Origin of the sequence: uncultured Ferrovibrio sp., from assembly GCF_937960835.1 — a bacterium.
In the GTDB taxonomy this organism is placed as follows: domain Bacteria; phylum Pseudomonadota; class Alphaproteobacteria; order Ferrovibrionales; family Ferrovibrionaceae; genus Ferrovibrio.
This window is the reverse complement of sequence record NZ_CALGPC010000004.1, coordinates 30,107-46,192: the sequence shown is the minus strand read 5'-3', so window position 1 is coordinate 46,192 and position 16,086 is coordinate 30,107. Positions and strand designations below refer to the sequence as shown.

The following is a 16,086-nucleotide window of genomic DNA, read 5'->3' as shown; positions in this document are numbered from 1 at the left end:
GCCATCGAAAGCTGTTCTGGCAGCAGATCGAGAAGCGACAACCTGCCGGCTTGGCGGTCCTCGCGCTGCATCTGCGGTATTGTTTGTAAAATCCGCGAATCCTGAATGTTGCCCCATCGCTAAATGATTGCCCGGCCGGCGGAGTTTGCTTGCGCGGTCAAGGGGGATTCATACCCTGTCTTCCATGCGTCGCGCCGGTCTGATCCGGCAGGCGCATTACGAGCAGAAACGGCATCGCGCACAGAAACAGTGCCGCGAGCAGAACGGCATTTACGAGCAGAATGGCATTACGAGCAGAAACAATCGAGCAGCATTAATGTCGACGGCAGCATTAATGGCATGAGCACCAAGGGCGGAGACCGCATATCGCAACCGAAGCCAAGGTCTGCGGCACGATCCGTCGGAGTCCCGTTGCCGAACCGCACCACCCGTGGCCCCGATGATAATGGGGCGGTGAGGGATCGCGACGATGAGATGGCAACGATGAGATGGCAACGATGAGATCGCGACAACGCGATCGCGACGATGCGCTACAACCGATGGGATTCATGCCCGGCAGGTGAAGTGGCGGTTGGCCTAACCGGGAGACATCATGTTCCACAAGGCAGATGGCAGCGATGTCTGGCTGCGGGCAAGCAGCAAGCTCCCTTATCTCGTCCTTGCCGGCCGGCTTGACTGCCCAGATTCCGATCATGCCATCCGGGCACGTCTTGCCATGGCCTATCAGCCGGTACATGGATTAAGCGAGGGCGATGTGTACTGGCTGCGAAACCTGTCCGGCGGCGGCTGCCTCCTGTTCTGCCTGGCACCCAGTACGAATGCGGGGGCAAGTGATGAGCTCGCAGCAGGCCGGGGCTTTGCAGCAAACAAAGATTCCACAGGCCGCAACAATCGGCTGCTGAGCGGCGATCAGGCGGCCTGCAATGGCGACTCGGCGGGAAGGGCATGCGCCATGCTGATGGTGGGCCGCTTTCAGCTTGCCGACAGGCCATTGGCCCCCGATGGTCTGCTTCATGCCTGGATGATCGAACTGAGCGACAGTCTGGCTGAGTTGACCCGCCAGATCGGTACGCCGCCCCGGCTGGAGGCCATTCAGCCGGAACTGGCATTGCTCGCGGGGTGACGCCATGGCGCCGCACCTTCTGATCATAGATGCCAATCTGCCGGGGATCGATACCATCGCGGTCGCCAAGAGGCGCGGCCTGCAGGTATCCTTCATACGCTCCGGCTATCGCAAATATCCGCAGACCCAAAGCGTGCGCAACATCGTCTATATGGCGGACGCGCTGCTCACAATTGCCGATTCCAGCAACGAGACCAGCCTCCACCAGGCCGTTGCAGCCCTGCATGGCTTCAATCCGATCGATGCCGCAGTCTGCCTGCTTGAGCCATCTCTTGATACCGCAGCGCGGGTCTGCGCCAGGCTTGATATCCCCTTTACCGATACGACCGCCGTTGCGGCTGCGCGGGACAAGTTCGAAACCCGCGCCCGGCTGCGCGCCGCCGGCTTGCGGATGCCGCGCTGTTACAGGGTCAACAATGCTGAGGAGGCCCGTGCTGCAGCCGCGGCAATCGGCGGCCCCGTGGTGGTCAAGCCACAGACCGGTTACGACAGCCTGCTGGCGAGCATTGCCGGCGATCCCGATCAGGCGGCCTGTGCGGCAGAACAGCTGCAGAAGGAGATCAGACGGCTGCCGCCGCAGCTTTGGCAGCAGTTGAGACGCGGTATTCTCATTGAGGAATATGTCAGCGGGCCGCTGATCTCTGCAGAAATCGGCATTCGCGATGGCCATGTTTATCGCTTCATGCTGTCCGATCACGCGCGTGCGCATCTGGATGAATGCGTTGAAATCGGCGCCTCCATGCCGGCCGATTTGGACGCGCGCCAGAGCGAGGCTGCCTACACCTATGCCGAAGAGGTGCTGCGCATTCTTGGCCTTGATCTTGGGATATTCCACATCGAGATGATCGTGTCTTCAGAAGGTCCGGTTCTTGTCGAAGCCAATGCCCGCTTGATGGGCGGCATCATGCCTGCCATTTACCGAAACCTGACCGGCGAGGATATCCAGGACCGGCTCCTGGATCTGCATCTGGGCGAGCCGCTGGCGGACCGGCCTGATTTCTGCGGCTGCGTTGCCGGTCGCACCATCATGCCGGCTGACGATGGTCAGCTGCCCGCTGACTGCGACCTGTCCTGGCTGCAGGCCATTGATCGGCTGCTGCCGGAAGACGTCGAACTGGTCGACTGCACCGTTTATCAACTCGCGCCGGATACGGTTGTCCGCAGCCTTGACCTCTTGGCGAGCTTTCAGCTGCGTGCAGCAAGCTGCAACAAAGCAGTGCAGGCGGCCGATGATCTGCTCATGGAGTTCGAGACCCGTCTCAGGATTCCGCTGATGCGGTGAATGACGGGTGCAGCAACGGATTTCGGGCGCAGCGTGCCGGGAAAGGAGCGGCCATGATGGAGCTTGAAACCAGACGCCTGATCCTGCGCGCCTTACGGCCTGAAGATCTGCGAGCATTGCATGCTCTGCATAACGACCCGCTTGTCCGTGCGCGCATCTATGGCGGTCAGCCGCAACGCCTGGCCGATGTCGAAATGCAGCTTAAGATATTTCTGTCGCAATGGCGCGAGAATGGTTTCGGCTTCTGGATGGTCTATGAGAAGCGCGCCGGTTCCGAGCCCTGTTTCATCGGCCGCGCCGGCTTGCGCAACTTCGAGGATACGGAGGATCTCGAATTCGGCTATGTCTTCTCCGCTGCCGGTGCGGGACGCGGCCTTGGCCCCGAGGCCGCCCGGGCCTGCATTGCCCATGCCCTGCGCAATTCAGCCAAGCGGCAGGTGGTTGGCATGATCGCGCCTGACAATGCGCCGGCCCTGCATGCTGCCGCCAAGCTCGGCTTTCGCCATGCCGGCGATCGCTGGCGCGATGGCAAACTGTGGCATTATTTTGAGTTGCCGCGCGAGGTCTTCTTTCAGCTGGCCGCCGGACAGGACTAGCCTTGCACTGCCGGCATGCATTTCAGTCATCCTCCCCGATCGGACAGGCGTAGATGCCTCGCTTTCTAGCTATGCTGGCCGTCATAGCGCGGCACCCGTGCGGCCGGTCGGCTGGTGCAACGAACAGGACCGCGTCAGGCAAGGCGGTTTCGGTCCATGGTCCAAGGCAATGATGGTAGCGACGGCAAAAAGGGAGCCGCTGCTGGGACGGGCAATGTCATACCGCGCCTGCTGCTCGTCGGTGTGAATGCCGAGCAGTCGGTATTGCTGCGCTATGTTCTGGAGGCGGCGGGCTTTACCGTCATATTGGCGCCATTGGGACGGGCGACCCTGGATCTGCGTCTCATCGAGCGCGCCGATGCCATCGTCATAGATGCCCGGGCCGCAATCATGCGTCAGCCGGATCAGCTGGAACTGTTGCGGCATCTATCACGGCCGGTTGTCCTGCTTGCCGATGCGCTCTTGTCATCCGAAGACGAGCAGATGCAGCAGCACTTCAGCATCCTGCCGCGGGCAGGGCCGCCAGCGGAGTTGATTGCCACCCTGCGGGCCATGCTGCGGACCCGTGGCCAGTCGGCAGGGATCCTGCGCTGCCGTGATCTGGAATTCGATCTGGTCAGCTGGCGCGCCTTCCGCGCTGGCCGGGAATTGGCGTTGCGGCCGATCGAACGCTGCTTGCTGCGTCTACTTCTGAGCGACCCGCACCGAGTCTTTACGCGTGAGCAACTGGCGCAGGCCTGCTGGCGGCGAAACCTCGACTTAAGTTCCCGGATCATAGACATTCATATCGCCCATCTGCGCCGGGCGCTGAATCATGATGCAGACGAGCCGCTGATCCGCACGGTGCGCGGCCTCGGTTATGCGCTGATTTAAAAAAGCGAGAAATCCTGATTGCCTGAAAGTCTTGCTGTACCGCCGGCGTCATGCAGCGAGGCTTGTCCGAGGGCTCTCGAACAGAAGTATTGCAAACGTCGCTATAGAGATTGCAGCCATGTTCGACTGAGAGTTATGGCTGTTTCATAATCGCGTATTCAAAGTTGCTTTCGCGCGGCCGCTTTCATAACTTTTCGCTGCAATCGACGAGCTGTCGGCTTGCTCCGACAGAATGTCGGAGGAGGCGTGCCAATCCTGAAGGCGGTGCGGCGCGTGCTGTCGGATGAACCTGCTTGAGTTCATCGAACAATCGAATGCCCCCTGCTCGCCGCAGGCCCTGTTTGCGCTGCTGATCGAAGCAGCCGCCGCCTATGATTTCTCCTACATTGCCTATGGCTGTCTTGGTGATCGAAGCGATGACAATCCGGTGCTGCCCTATCCTGCGGTGATGCTGAATTATCCAAAGGCCTGGCAGGAGCATTACGCTGCACAGCATTACCAGCAGATCGATCCCGTGGTGGTTCTCGCACCAGCCGCGGAGCAGCCTTTATGCTGGTCTGATCTGCTTGCGCATCGCCATCTTAACCGGCGCCAGCGGCGCGTCTTTGCCGAAGCAGGAAGCTTCGGGCTGCGCAGCGGCTTGAGCGTGCCTCTCCATGGTCCGGCCGGCCGCGTGGCTGTGGTCTCCTTTGCTGCCGACTCGACGCGCGTAGTGGATCCGCTCACAATCAGTCATCTGCATGCACTGGCCGTGCGGTTCCATCTTGCTTTCCAGAATGCGGCCAATGGCAGCATGCGAACAGCAGCTGGCGTAGAGCTGACGCTGCGCGAGCGCGAATGTCTGAGCTGGGCAGCGCTCGGCAAGTCGAGCTGGGATATCTCTCAGATCCTCGGCGTCAGCCAGTACACGGTCAAATTCCATCTTGGCAATGCGATGCGCAAGCTGGATGCGCCAACCCGCACGGTAGCCGTCCTTCTCGCCATGCGCTACGGGTTGATTGATATAAATCCACAGAAATGATTTGAGATATCTGTGAGGTGATTTGAAGGCAAGGCAGCATAAAGTATGGCGATCATCGCGCTGAACTGGCATAGCGCCCATCTTTATGGCGAGGCCTGGATTTCCCACCACCGCCTGCGCCATCGCATGTTCGTCGACCGGCAGCAATGGCGGGTGCCAAGCTTCGCCGGGCTTGAATACGATCAGTTCGATACCCCGGCCGCCGTCTACCTGCTCTGGCTCGACGAACAGGGGCAGGCCCGCGGCGTGGTGCGGCTCATCCCGACCCTGCGGCCCTATATGGTGCAGACGCTCTGGCCCGAACTGCTGCCACAGCGCCCGCCGGTCGATTCCCGCATCTGGGAGGCCAGCCGCTTTGGCTGCGACAGCGATCTGGAGCCTGCAAAACGGCGCAGGATCATTGCCGAACTTATCTGCGGTTGCCAGGAATTCGCGCTTTATTGCGGCATCAGCCGTTATCTGGCCGTCATGCCGCAATGGATCTTCGAACGGGTCATGCGTCGCAGCGGCTGTGAAGTCCGCTATGCCGGCCCGCCCCAGAGAATCGGGCGCCATGAGGTTTGTGCCGCTTATCTGCCGGCAAGTGCGGCCATTCTTGCCCGTATTCGCCGCCGCTGCGGCATCGATGGGTCCGTGCTGCATCCGGTTGCCGCCACAGCATCGGACAGCATGATGCGATACGGGTCTGCGACTGCATCCGGCAGACGCAGGCCGCGCGGCCGGCGCATTGCGCCCTCGGCGCTGCCGTTTCCCGTTTCGAAGGGAATGCCGATGCCATCGAAGGCGGAGCCGGCCTGCATACCGGGCGCGAAGCCCTGTTCGCACTGAAAGCACGCTTAAATCAGGAAGCTGCATCCGGTTTGAGCGCCAGCAGTAGCTCCGCCTGATCCACTCCGTGAAAAACTTGCCGGCCGCACATCCTGGCCGAATAAGAGCCACAATTAGCCCACGAGGTGGCCGAATACGGCGATGTCAGATCAGCCCTGGCATCCTGTGATGGGCTGCGGTCGTCTCCAGCACGCATCGCAGAAGTATTCATTGCAAAGATCATCCCTGGCATTCGCCTTCCAGATGTCTTGCCACTGGAAAAACATAGCCCGCAGGACCGGCTTCGACGATCTGCCGATGCTGCTCGGCAATAGAGCGGAATGCGGCGTCATTCCGCCAGTATCGCCATTTTACCCGTATCCACTGATGTCCAAATTTTTTGCCGCTAGCAGGTGCTAGCGGAGGGATGAGATGAGCACTGAGATTGCAGTTCTTGGTGCCGGCAAGATCGGCCGCACGATTGCGGACATGCTGCTTGCAGCCGGCGATTACCGGGTTACGCTATGCGATGTCGAGGTGCCGCTTTTGTCTGCGGCCGATGATGCGCCAAGGCTGCGTCACTGTCTGCTCGATGCCGCCAATACCATGGCCTTGCGGGAAATCCTGCGCGGCAAGTTTGCGGTCGTCAGCGCTCTGCCATTCCATGCGACGGCCAAAGTTGCGGCCGTCGCCGTAGAGGAGCAGGTGCATTATTTTGACCTCACCGAGGATGTTGCGGCTACCCGTCAGATCAAGGCGCTGGCCCAGGCCGCGCAAACGGCGCTTGTCCCCCAATGCGGACTGGCGCCAGGCTTTGTCTCCATCGTCGCCAGCCATCTGGCCAAGCGCTTTGAACGCCTGGACAGCCTGCGCTTGCGGACCGGAGCGCTGCCGCTCTATCCGAGCAACGGCCTGAACTACAACCTGACCTGGAGCACGGAAGGGGTCATTAACGAATATTGCCAGCCCTGCGAGGCGATCAGCAACGGGGAACTGGTCAGCCTGCCGGCGCTGGAGGAATGCGAGCATTTCTCGCTGGATGGCGTGCTCTATGAGGCATTCAACACCTCCGGCGGGCTTGGCACGCTTTGTGAGAGTTTCGCCGGCAGGCTGCGTGAACTTAACTATCGCAGCATCCGCTATCCGGGCCATGCGGCAATCATGAAGACGCTTCTGCATGACCTGCGCCTGCGCGATCGCCGCCTTCTGCTGAAGGAAATCCTTGAACAGGCGATCCCAACTACCGAGCAGGATGTCGTCATCGTCTTCGTGACTGCCTCCGGCTGGAGCCAGGGACAGCTGATCCAGCACAGTTACCTGCGCAAGATTTACGGAACCGAGCTGTATGGCCGCCATCGCAGTGCCATCCAGATCGCCACGGCTGCCGGGCTGTGCGCCGTGCTCGACCTGCTCCATGCAGGACGGCTTCCCTCATCGGGCCTTATCCGCCAGGAGGATGTTGCGCTTGGCGATTTCCTTGCCAACCGGTTCGGTCGCCTTTATGGCGAAGCACAGCCAGCCGCGCTTGGCCTGGTGGCCTAGAAGGTCTCTCCCATGGCGGCGGACTTCTCATCAACGGCCGGGCGCCTGGCCATGCAGCCAGCCAAGGAGCCAATGGCAAGCCGCTATGACAGCTGGCCAGACAGGCAGCAGAATGGTGACTGTCATGATGGGCGCATATTTCACTTCAAGAATGCGATACTGCATGCAGAGCAGCTTCCCCTGCCTGAGATTGCCGCTGCCGTGGAGACGCCTTTCTACTGCTATTCCAGTGCGGCAATTTGCGACAGCTATCTGGCGCTTGCCGAAGCGGTGGCGCCGCTGCCTGCGCGAATCTGCTATGCTGTGAAGGCGAATGGCAATCTGTCGGTCCTGCGCAGCCTGGCGCGGCTGGGCGCGGGAGCCGACGTCGTCTCCGGCGGCGAGCTGCTGCGCGCCTGTGCCGCCGGCATGGCACCGGGCAACATCGTCTTCTCCGGCATCGGCAAAACCGAGGCCGAGCTGCGTCTGGCGCTGACCTGCCAGGTCGGCCATATCAATGTCGAATCGGCCGGCGAGCTCGATCTGCTGGCCCGGCTCTGCCGCGAGCAGGCAAAGCCGATGACGATCCGCCTGCGTGTCAATCCCGACCTGGATGCCGGCACGCATGCCAAGATCACCACCGGCACGGCAGAAAGCAAATTCGGCATCGCCTGGGCAGAATTGCCGGCCCTCTATCGCAGGGCCCAGGGGCTGTCAGGCATCGTGCTGCAGGGGCTTGCGCTGCATATCGGCTCACAGATTCTTGACCTTGAGCGTTTCCGCGTTGCCTTCCGGCGCCTTGCCGAAATGGTCCAGGCCTTGCGCAACGCCGGCTTGAGCGTAATCGATCTCGATCTCGGCGGCGGCCTTGGCATCGACTATATCGGTAAGCGTCGCCCCGATTATGCCGGCTACGCGGCCATCATCGGCGAGACGCTCGGACAGCTGCAATGCAAGCTGACCATTGAGCCGGGCCGCTGTCTTGTGGCCCAGTCAGGCCTTCTGGTGACGCGGGTGATCAACATCAAGCCGGCGCCGCAGGGCTACTTTGTCGTCGTCGACGCAGCGATGAACGACCTGTTGCGGCCCGCGCTTTATGACGCGGTCCATACCATCCGCTCAGTCCGCCAGATGACGGCTGCAAGTGCCGTCCCCTGTCACATCGTCGGCCCTGTCTGCGAAAGCAGCGATGTCTTCGCCCGCAATCTTGCCATGCCGCTGCCGGCTATCGGCGATCTTCTGGCGATCGAAAATGCCGGTGCCTATGGTGCAGTCATGGCATCGACCTATAACGCACGGCCGCTGATCCCCGAGGTTCTGGTCGACGGCGATCGTCACGCCGTCGTGCGCCGCCGGCTATCGGTGTATGCGATGCTGCAGCAGGAGCCCCTGGCGCCATGGCTGTGACCGGATGCGGCCCCCATCCTGCTGCGGCAATCACGGCCCTTTTTCTGCGGGAAGCGGCATGATGCGGGACGGGGTGCGTGATGAACTTGACCGGCAGTTGATCGCGCTTCTGCAGGCCAATGCGCGGCAATCCACCATGGCGCTCGCCAAGAAGCTCGGGCTTGCCCGCAGTACTGTGCATGAGCGCATCCGCAGGCTGGAGCGAGAAGGCGTCATTCGCGGCTATATGGTCAGGCTGGGCCGTGATCCGTTTGCAGAATATGCCCAGGCGATCGCCTTGCTTGCGCTTGCGCAGCGCCAGCAGCGCAATGTCGTCGAGCGGCTGGCCAAGCTGCCCGAGATAAAGCTCTGCTATACGATCAGCGGCGACAGCGACCTGTTTTTGCTGCTGGAAGCGCCGCGGCTCGAAGATCTCGATGCATTGATCGATGAGATCGTCGGTCAGCCGGGCGTGGAGCGCTGCCGCTCCTTCATCGTGCTGTCGCAGAAGATCGACCGGAAAGGCGACGGTGGCTCATAAGGGGTATGGCCTGACCAGACCTGATGTCAGGCCGGCTGCAACAAGACTGCATCGATGATCGCCGCAGCCTTTGCGGCATAGGAATGCAGGATATAGGAATGCAGGGCCATTCCCGGATAAAGATGGCGCTGTCAGCGCCTGCTGTAGCGGTTGAGCACATTGCGCGTAACCTGCTCCGTGGCGGCATCGCGTCGGATCAGTCCGGCAACCCAGTCGATCGTACCTGCGTTGAAGACCTCGCCCGCGCCGAAGGCCATATTGGCGATCATGCCGCTGCCGCGCGCAGCCCGCTCGCGGTTCTGCGGGGTATCGGCGCCATAGCGGCAGAGCGCAAAATAGGCAGTTTCATCGGGCAGATATGTTGCCTCGCCTCGCAGGCCTTGCCGGGTTTCGCGGTTATAGGCAGGCCCCATGGCAAGAATCTGAACATCAGCAGGTGCACCATCGCGACCCGTCGGCAGCGGCAGGCCGTCGCGAATGCAGTAATCGAGCCCGTCGACCTCATAGCCGAAAATGCGGGCGCTGCCTCCAAGGACATCGCCATAGCCCAGACCGGTGCCGGCAAAGGCCCAGTGCTGTGGCCGGTAGACGGTAAATCCGCCGCTGCCATTGGCCACCATGCTGCCGAAACCCGCATAGACGCCCCACAGGCCGTTGAGGCCAAGGGTCTTGGCACCAGGCCAGCCGATCAGTGGATCTTCCCAGCAGGCAGTCACGCGCTGCTGCTGCGGCGTATGCATCAGCGGATCATGGCTGCGTGCCAACCGGTTGTAGCAGACCTGCACCCGGCCCTGCTCCTCCAGGCGGATCTGCCAGGCGAAATTGCCGGCGAAACGGGCGACATGCCCGCCCTTGCGCAAATAATCCTCGATTGCCTCGCGCATCTCCCAGCTCCAGTATTCGTCATGGCCAACGATGACGATGCAGGAATAGGAGTCGAGAAGGTCGGGTGTGAAATGCAAATCATGCTGGCAGGCGAAATCCAGCCTGTAGCCTTCGCGTTCGGCCCAGAACGCAAAGGGGCGCTCGAAACTTGCCCAGCCGGCATTGGCATAGTAGCGGCTATAGCCCCGCTGCAGCGCGAACTCAAACTGTGGATAGCGCGGGATTTCACCGGGCTTGGGCGAGTGGTCTGCAATCTTGCGCGGCGCATTGTCCGGAAGCCAGATGAAGCCGCGGGCATAAGGGCGATGGATGCTCAGTCGCGGCGCAAAGGGCAGCCCTTGCGGCTGCTGTGCGGCAGCATAACTGCACGCGCCGCCCCAGTCGTTATAGGCGGCCCATGTGCTGCTTGCTGCAATCAGCAGGATCGGTGCGTTTTCGCCGGGTCGGGCAGGCAGGACAAAGAAGCCATGATCCTGCTCGCGCCAGCCGCCCCGATCATCCGCAATGCGGGCGCGGATCACGTAGAAGCCGCTTGGCGCGGAATCGGGAATGCGCCAGTGAAGAATCGCAGGCCAGTCGCAGCCGGTCTCCATGAAATCCGCCGGCGGCATTTGGAACGCCATGCTGACATCATCAAATGTCGCCGCCGGCTGCATCCGCAGCCCATCACGATAAATAGTCAGGCTGGCGCGGTCGCGACTGGCACAGCCATGAATGGCGACAGTTTCGCCGGGGCGATAGGAAAGCCGGTCCGTGTAACACCAGATCTGCGGCAGGGAGGCGTCCTCGATCGGAGCCTCAAAGAAGCGGCTTAACAGGGCGTCGAAGCCTTGGGGGCGCGGCCAGTAGTCGCCCCAGACTTGCGGATTGGCCGCCCCCAGCAGATCGGTGTTCAAAGGAAAAGGAGTTAGCGATTCGTCGCGGGCCATCGTAAAAGCTTTCTCGCTTGTCAACCTGCAAGGCTTCGATGCGATTCTCGCAATCGCTTGCTGATCCCTCTTTAGCGGTGCGCCCAGGCAGATGCTGCCGGCAGGACGACGGCCAAAGCCCAATCTGCTGTGAATGCGACAACGGTCGACAACAAAACGTCACCCAAATTTGTGGCGCATGAGCGATCTTGCCGCAGAGCGGTGATCGAATCGTCTCGCGGAGGCTCTATGCCGTCAGCAATCAGATCCCCGGGTGGAGTGTCGGTCTGACAAAATGTTTCGTCGGTGAACGGCCAGTGCGCCGACAAGATGGCCGATTGTTTCCGGCAGTCCCGTTGCAGAATTTCGCAATCCTGAAGAAGGCCTAACAGCCATCCGGTAAGCATGCCGCCGCCTTTGTAAGGAGCCGCGATGGATGAGCGCCGCAGCAGATGACATCGCAGCAGATGGCATCAGGGCAGGTGACATCAGGGCAGGTGACATCAGGGCAGGTGACATCAGGGCAGGTGACATCAGGGCAGGTGACATGGCGGCAGGCTGGTGGCGGGTGAATGCGTATCGGCACAGTGAGCGTTTGTCAGGCAAATACGGGATTAGCTGAGTACCGACAGGCAAACAGGGACGGATAAAGCCAATGCAACAGCTGCAGTCAGTGAAACCAGTGAAACAGGCGCAACCAATAAAGATCGGGAGATTGTCATGAGCGGCAAGGCATGCAGACACCCAAGGATTGAGCGGCGCAGTTGCGAAACCACCGCATGGGCTGCCGGCCTTGCCATGGTGCTGATCGCAGCAGTCCCCGCATTGGCGCAGCCCAAGGATTTGCGCGGCAGCGGCGAGGTGGTCATTACCACGGGCGGCGGCAGCTGGGAGGCGGCGCAGAAAAAGGCTTATTTCGAACCGTTCGAAAAGGAGACCGGCATCAAGGTCGTCCTGGTGCCTGGCGACAGTGGCAAGCTGCTTGCCTCGATTGAGCGGGGGCGGCCGGAAGCTGATCTGACGAATTTAAGCGCAGGCGTAATTACCAGCTTCATCAACCGCAATGCTCTGCAGAAGATCGATTACAAGTATTTCGATGCGGAAACGCTGGAAGGCATGCGGGCGGTGCTCAGGCACGAATACGGCGTAGGAGCGATCCTCTATGCCATCGTCATGGCCTTTAATGAGAAAGAATATCCTGCAGAGAAGCCGCGGCCGCAAAACTGGTCGGACTTCTTTGATGTGAAACGCTTTCCTGGTCCGCGCGGCCTGTCCGGCTGCGGCGATCGTCTGATCTCCGGCGGCGGTCTTGAATTCGCCATGCTGGCATCCGGCGCCGACAAGGATTCCATCTATCCGATCGACCTGGAGCGCGCCTTCGGCATGCTGGCTGCCTTGAAGCCGCATGTCGGGCGCTGGTGGCAGATGGGCGGCGAGGCGCCCCAGGGCCTTATTGATGGTGAACTGGCAATGTCCACCGCCTTCAACGGGCGGATCTATGCGGCACGCCAGCAAGGCGCTGCCGTCGGACTGAACTGGCATCACGCGCTGGTGCAATACGATTACTGGGTGGTGCCAAGGAACAGCCCCAATGCCGAAAATGCCATGAAGTTTCTGGCCTTCGTCAGCCGGGCCAAGCCACAGGCGGATTTCGCCAACCTGATGGCCTTCGGTCCGGTCAATACCAAGGCCTATGCCTACATCAAGCCGGACCTGGCGGAATGGCTGCCGGGCTCTCCCAAGACGGCGGCGCAATCGATCTATCAGGATTACCGCTGGTGGAGCGAGCAGGGGCCGGATGGCAAGACCAATTGGGAGCGCGCCATGGCCCGCTGCATCCAGGCACTTGCCCAATAGCAGTCCAAAGGTGAGCCAGAACCGGCGGATGGGCGCGATCATGAGTGACTGGATGATGGCAAATAACGCTGTCGATCCGCGATGCCGCACCGATAGAGCTGATGTTGCCGCCGGCGATTGGCTGGCGTGCCCGCCTCTGTGGGCGGTTTCGCGAAAGAAGCCGATGCACGGAGTCCATATGGACAGCGGGCCAGAAGTGCTGGGCCGGAAATGCTGGGGCCGGGGAGGTTGTGGTCGGCCATCGAGCGCCAGATCCACTAAAGAACGCGATGCTGCGTTCTCGGTGAAGAACAGGCAGCGGCACGACATGGACACAGGCCGGCAGGAGCAGCAGGCCGGCACAGATGGAAGACCAGCACAGGCTTAAGACCAGCACAGGTGGAAGGCCAGCACAGGTGGAAGGTCAACGCCAACAGCTGATCGTAAATCCCGGCGGGTACGGATTGGGCAAGGCCGTGAGCCAGACAAAAAAGCCACGGCAAACAGGGACGGATAACGGGGCAAGAAAACGATGTTACGACGGGTATGTGAGCGCCGGCTCAATTTTGCAGCGCCGGCTCTGCGCGGCCATGAATGGCTGGCCTACGAGATCGAAGGCGATGGCCCCGGTCCTGCGCTATGCGTGATGGCCGGCATGCATGTCAATGAGGTGGCTGGCATTCTGGCGACACGCTGGCTGATCAGGCTGTTTCGCCATCTACCCTTTCGCGGTCGCATTTCGATCCTGCCGATCGTCGATCCACCCGCTCTGCCCGGGCGCTGCCAGCATCTTTGCCCGATCGACAACAAGAACATCAATTTCTGCTTTCCAGGGCGCGCAGATGGCACGTTCAGCGAGGCGCTCGCCGATGCGCTTTTGCAGGACTGGGCAGGACAGGCAGACCTGCTCATCGATCTGCATGGCGGCGATCTTTGTGAGGTGGTGGCGCCATTCATGGTCGTCCAATGCAGTGGCGACAGTGCCCTCGATCAGGCCAATCTTGCCTTGGCCCGCGCCTTTCATCCGGCGGTCATCGTTTTTTTGCCGCAGGTCCATATGGCGGCGGCTGGCCGCAGCTGCACCGGCCGGGCGATCAAGCGCCAGCGCGCGGTCTTCGCCGAGGCCGGTGCCAATGGGTTGCTTGACGATGCCAGTGTTGCCTTTCATGTCGATGGGGTATGCCGGGCGGCAGCCCAATTGGGCATGATTGATTCCAGCGCTCTTGCAGCGTCACCGTCACCTGCCGAACCGGTAATCGCCGATAGCTATCACTGGCTGGCGGCCGAGACGGAGGGCTGGTGCGACTACTTTGTGCAGGCCGGCGAGCGTGTCCAGGCCGGCCAGGTACTGGCGCAGATCAGCGACGATCTGGAGCGGCCGCGGCAGCGCCTGCTGGCGCCGCAGGATGGCATTGTGCTGTGGCGGGACACTCATCCCCTGGTCTCGCCGAATGCTGCGTTGTTTGGCATAGGCGGTGTCGCGTCATGGCCGGAGGACCGGCCATGACAATTTTGTCCGCTGCATTCTCAGACATCGCAGCCGGACGAAGGGGAGCGATCAAGCTGGCAGGCCTTCTCGGCTACAAGGGCAAGACCATCTGGCAGCTTGCACCAGCGGTTGCGCTTGCGCTGTTTTGCTTCTTCTATCCGCTGTTGCAGGCCTTCTGGGGCAGCATAGACGGCGCAGCATTTGATTTCGGGCGCTATTGGGAGACTGTGGTCAATCCGCTTTATCGCACCGTACTGCTGCGCAGTTTTGCCACAGGCCTGTCGGTAACCTTCTGGTGCCTGCTGATCGGCTATCCCGTCGCCTATCTGCTGACGGCGCTGCCCAAGCGCCTCGCGGGGCTTCTGGTGATCTGCCTTCTGGTACCGTTATTTACGGCTTTTCTCATCCGCACCTATGGCTGGATGGCACTGCTGGGCCGCCATGGTCCGGTGAACGCCATCCTGCTGGCGCTCGATCTGGTCGATCGGCCACTGCGCCTATTGGGGACGTCCTTTGCCGTCCAGATCGGCATGGTGCATGTGCTGACGCCGATTGCCATCTTCACCATGTACGCATCCATGGCCCGCATTGACCGCGGTCTGCTGCAGGCCGCAGGCGTGCTTGGCGCAGCACCGGTCCAGGCCTTTCTGCGGGTCTATTTGCCACTCAGTTTTCCTGGTGTCATCGCCGCCGGGGTTCTGGTCTTCATCATGGCGATCGGCTTCTTCATCGCTCCGGCTCTGCTGGGCGGTCCTTCGGAAACCATGCCGGCGCAGCTGATCGTCAATCAGATCACCACCCTGGGCGATCTGGAATTCGGGTATGCGCTCGCGATCATGCTGCTTCTGGTGACTGTTATCGTGCTGGCGCTGGCCAATCGCATCATTGCGATCGAGCAGATCTGGGGCATGCCAGGGCCAGTGTCACGGCAACCTAGTTATCGCAGCGGCGGTCGGATAGGGGCGTGGCTGCTGGCCGGACTGGAACGGATGGTCATGGCGTCGCTCGCCCGCCCGCGCTGGCTGGTGCGGGCGCTGCTCTATGCCCACCTTCTGTTTGTAATTGCTTTCATGCTCGCGCCGCTTGTCATCGTCTACCTATTGTCGTTCAGCGCGTCCCCCTTCCTGGTCTTTCCGCCGCAGGGGTTCTCCTGGCAATGGTATGAGGCTTTTTTGAACAGCGCCGAGTGGCGCTCGGCGCTGCTGGCCAGTCTGCGGCTGGCAGCGCTGACGGCGAGCCTTGCCGTTGTCATCGCCCTGGCTGCAGCCTTCGGTCTTGTACGTGGGCTATTCCTCGGCAAGCAATTAATCTTTTTGCTGCTAATGGCACCGCTACTGGTGCCAGTGGTAATCGTCGCTTTGTGTCTTTATGTCGCAATGGCAGATTATGGGCTTCTGGGAAGCTTTGCAGGCCTTGTCATTGGCCATCTTTTGCTCGCAGTTCCCTATGCGCTTGTTGTTCTCCTGGGGGCGGTGCGCGGGCTCAATCGTCAGCTGGAATATGCAGCCGCCACGCTTGGGGCATCGCCCTGGAGAGTGCTGCGCCAGATCATTCTGCCGGCTCTGGCGCCAGGTGTTGCCAGTGCCTGGATTCTGGCTTTCCTGCATTCTTTCGATGAACTTCTGGTCACGCTTTTTCTGCTTGGGCGGTTGCCACAGACACTGCCGCTTAAGATGTGGGCTGATATCCGCATGCAATTCGACCCGGTGATCAGTGCAGCTTCCAGCAGCATCATCACGGTCGTAGCGCTGGCAATCCTCATTGGTCAGGCAAGGACGCTTCTAGGAGCGCGTGGTAGACAATGCTCCATTTCATGAT

Annotated in this window: 14 protein-coding genes; 13 read left to right on the top strand and 1 reads right to left on the bottom strand. The window is 61.1% G+C overall.

The window, feature by feature from the left end; all coding sequences use genetic code 11:
- The first annotated feature begins 715 nt into the window (after positions 1 to 715).
- The 9 genes from Q0603_RS03785 (at position 716) to Q0603_RS03745 (ending at position 9,150) form a co-directional block, all read left to right on the top strand.
- Complete coding sequence (locus Q0603_RS03785; RefSeq protein ID WP_298722303.1) at positions 716 to 1,123, top strand: hypothetical protein; 408 nt, start codon at positions 716 to 718, stop codon at positions 1,121 to 1,123.
- A gap of 4 nt (positions 1,124 to 1,127) precedes the next feature.
- Positions 1,128 to 2,405: an ATP-grasp domain-containing protein gene (locus tag Q0603_RS03780; RefSeq protein WP_298722298.1), complete on the top strand. Its 1,278-nt coding sequence runs from the start codon at positions 1,128 to 1,130 to the stop codon at positions 2,403 to 2,405.
- Between the two features lie 53 nt (positions 2,406 to 2,458).
- On the top strand, positions 2,459 to 3,001 hold the full coding sequence (locus Q0603_RS03775) for a GNAT family N-acetyltransferase (protein ID WP_298722296.1): 543 nt from the start codon (positions 2,459 to 2,461) through the stop codon (positions 2,999 to 3,001).
- 156 nt (positions 3,002 to 3,157) lie between these two features.
- On the top strand, positions 3,158 to 3,874 hold the full coding sequence (locus tag Q0603_RS03770) for a response regulator transcription factor (protein ID WP_298722293.1): 717 nt from the start codon (positions 3,158 to 3,160) through the stop codon (positions 3,872 to 3,874).
- Between the two features lie 283 nt (positions 3,875 to 4,157).
- Positions 4,158 to 4,895, top strand: a complete 738-nt coding sequence (locus tag Q0603_RS03765; protein WP_298722290.1) for a LuxR family transcriptional regulator — start codon at positions 4,158 to 4,160, stop codon at positions 4,893 to 4,895.
- A gap of 45 nt (positions 4,896 to 4,940) precedes the next feature.
- A complete protein-coding gene (locus tag Q0603_RS03760; protein WP_298722285.1) occupies positions 4,941 to 5,723 on the top strand; it encodes an acyl-homoserine-lactone synthase in 783 nt (260 codons plus the stop codon).
- 411 nt (positions 5,724 to 6,134) lie between these two features.
- Entirely contained in the window at positions 6,135 to 7,244 is a 1,110-nt protein-coding gene (locus Q0603_RS03755; RefSeq protein ID WP_298722282.1) for a saccharopine dehydrogenase C-terminal domain-containing protein, read from the top strand.
- 51 nt (positions 7,245 to 7,295) lie between these two features.
- Complete coding sequence (gene lysA / locus Q0603_RS03750) at positions 7,296 to 8,630, top strand: diaminopimelate decarboxylase (protein WP_298722279.1); 1,335 nt, start codon at positions 7,296 to 7,298, stop codon at positions 8,628 to 8,630.
- Positions 8,631 to 8,688: 58 nt separating this feature from the next.
- Complete coding sequence (locus Q0603_RS03745; RefSeq protein ID WP_298722274.1) at positions 8,689 to 9,150, top strand: Lrp/AsnC family transcriptional regulator; 462 nt, start codon at positions 8,689 to 8,691, stop codon at positions 9,148 to 9,150.
- A 131-nt stretch (positions 9,151 to 9,281) separates the two neighbouring features.
- Here Q0603_RS03745 and Q0603_RS03740 read toward each other — a convergent pair whose 3' ends face one another.
- Entirely contained in the window at positions 9,282 to 10,964 is a 1,683-nt protein-coding gene (locus Q0603_RS03740) for a N,N-dimethylformamidase beta subunit family domain-containing protein (RefSeq protein ID WP_298722271.1), read from the bottom strand.
- 415 nt (positions 10,965 to 11,379) lie between these two features.
- On the opposite strand from Q0603_RS03740, the gene Q0603_RS03735 reads away from it, so the two are divergent.
- The 4 genes from Q0603_RS03735 to Q0603_RS03720 all read left to right on the top strand — a co-directional run bounded on the left by Q0603_RS03735 (position 11,380) and on the right by Q0603_RS03720 (position 16,085).
- Positions 11,380 to 11,565, top strand: coding sequence for a hypothetical protein (locus Q0603_RS03735; protein ID WP_298722267.1), 186 nt, complete (start codon positions 11,380 to 11,382; stop codon positions 11,563 to 11,565).
- A 98-nt stretch (positions 11,566 to 11,663) separates the two neighbouring features.
- Entirely contained in the window at positions 11,664 to 12,800 is a 1,137-nt protein-coding gene (locus Q0603_RS03730) for an ABC transporter substrate-binding protein (protein WP_298722264.1), read from the top strand.
- A gap of 511 nt (positions 12,801 to 13,311) precedes the next feature.
- Positions 13,312 to 14,286 carry a succinylglutamate desuccinylase/aspartoacylase family protein gene (locus Q0603_RS03725; RefSeq protein ID WP_298722261.1) on the top strand — a complete coding sequence of 325 codons (975 nt, stop codon included), beginning with the start codon at positions 13,312 to 13,314 and terminating at the stop codon, positions 14,284 to 14,286.
- Entirely contained in the window at positions 14,283 to 16,085 is a 1,803-nt protein-coding gene (locus Q0603_RS03720) for an ABC transporter permease subunit (protein WP_298722258.1), read from the top strand. The genes Q0603_RS03725 and Q0603_RS03720 overlap by 4 nt, the downstream gene beginning before the upstream one ends.
- Position 16,086 lies beyond the last annotated feature (1 nt).